Genomic DNA, 1,773 nt, shown 5'->3' with positions numbered 1-1,773 from the left:
ATTTAGATATTTGTTAAAGTCAGTATTTAATTCATCTAAAGATTCATAATCATTCCAATTAATACCGTTCATCCAGTTATCTTTAATTGTCCGGTAGGACCTTTCTATTTTCCCCTTAGATTCTGGTGAATATACTTTTGTGTGGAGTAATTCGATACCTAAAGATGCACAAATCAAACCAAGTTGGTCATTTTTATAAGTCTTACCATTGTCAACAAACAACCTTTTGGGTAGTCCATATTTTGATATTGCCTTTTTAAAAACAGTCTGCATATTTACAGCATTATCATTGAAAAAGAATTCTCCATGAAGGATTAGCCTAGATGCGTCGTCAAGAAACGTAATTAGATAAGCCTGTTTTTTTTGCCCTTTTACTTTAATAACTGGCCCATGTGTTGTATCCGATTGCCAACAATCATTGGCAAATTCCATTTCAAATGCTCTTCTATCTATTGGTGCTATCTGCTTTCTTTTGAGATTATTATCACGTATGTATCGTAGAACAGTAGCCAAAGACGTTTTGTTTTCTTTAACATAACCTTCTTCAATAAGCTTGTGGTAAATTAAAGTGCCGGTTATATATGGGTAATTTCCCTTTAGTTCAAGAATTTTTGAAATAGCATTTGAATCGATATTTCTTGGTGTACCAATATCTAAGCGTGATTTAGGCATTAGTGCTTCAAATCCTTTGTGTTTATATGCTAGAAACCATTTTTTTATAGTAGCTGGAGAAAATTGAATGATTTTTCCATCTGGTAGAGTGTGAGATTTTGATGCTATATCTCTAAAATACTGGCTTTTAGAGAGGGCTTCGTATGTTTCATTAACTAATGGTGCGATTAGCGCGAATCTAAAAAGAGCTAAATCTTGTTGCTTTTTACTGTCCATAATCCAAACCTCCTGAATATATTTTTAATATTATATTAGCAATAACTAGTCCTAAAATATATTCAAAAGTTGTGTGGGTGGTGAAGTTAATCAGTAAAATGAACCTATGTAAATTGGAGTAGATAACCTGTTGTGAAACTTTCTCATGAAAAACATCCATTGAGTGCTGAAAAGATAACTGCACAGGAAATTTTTATTTTTATGATACAAATTAATAATTGAAATTATTTTCTGAGGAATACAAGGCACTTCGCACCCAAGATTGTTTAAGACACTAAAAGATGAGTTTAAAAAATCTAAGAATTTAGAAATAAAGCTGTAAATAAGCTGAAATGAAATAGGAAATAATGAGCATATATCCTCAATTTTATTGTCTTTTGAATAATATTTTATGAGAACATTTATAATAAATGAAAAAGAATAAACACAATAGGGGATAATATCATTTGGAAGTATAGCATGAGTGCTGTTGCAGGAGCTACACTTAAGTCTTAAAATGCACATTTGCTCTTCACAAATTTTATTATGCTTGTCTATAAAGCAAACATTTCTTTCATAACTGCCATGCCTTGTAAATGAATGCTTCGCACCACATTTAGGGCATATATAGTCAAAAAATAAGTAGTTATTTAATATTTTTTCTATATAGTTATTGAAATTAATAGTAAAATCAATTATCATAATAATCACCAAACCATTTTGTGACTTTGGGGTTTCAGATTTGGAGAAGTAACTTTCGACGGGAGCTTCTCCTTTTCATTTTACTAAAAAACAAAGGATAAAGGAATGTTAAATTTAATTAACACATTCATTTATCCTTTTTATATTTTAAAGGTTACTTAAATTTGCAAATCACTTATATTATCAGGATATATTAAACTACAA

Annotated in this window: 2 protein-coding genes; both read right to left on the bottom strand. The window is 30.1% G+C overall.

The window, feature by feature from the left end:
- Window positions 1-888, bottom strand: an 888-nt coding sequence (locus KPL38_RS19105) for a DDE-type integrase/transposase/recombinase (RefSeq protein WP_216290720.1), incomplete at its 3' end; no start/stop codon positions are given.
- A gap of 90 nt (window positions 889-978) precedes the next feature.
- Window positions 979-1,569: a DUF6431 domain-containing protein gene (locus KPL38_RS20445; protein WP_376769049.1), complete on the bottom strand. Its 591-nt coding sequence runs from the start codon at window positions 1,567-1,569 to the stop codon at window positions 979-981.
- Window positions 1,570-1,773 lie beyond the last annotated feature (204 nt).

It is taken from the genome of Clostridium psychrophilum (assembly GCF_018861705.1).
GTDB classification, from domain to species: domain Bacteria; phylum Bacillota; class Clostridia; order Clostridiales; family Clostridiaceae; genus Clostridium_AD; species Clostridium_AD psychrophilum.
Note: the sequence above shows the minus strand (reverse complement) of the source record. Positions and strands in the feature narration are given on the sequence as shown.

What these genes read in the sequence shown, in the direction of transcription:
- KPL38_RS20445 (WP_376769049.1), bottom strand. Translation starts at nt 1,569, where the DNA reads ATGATAATTGATTTTACTATTAATTTCAATAACTATATAGAAAAAATA.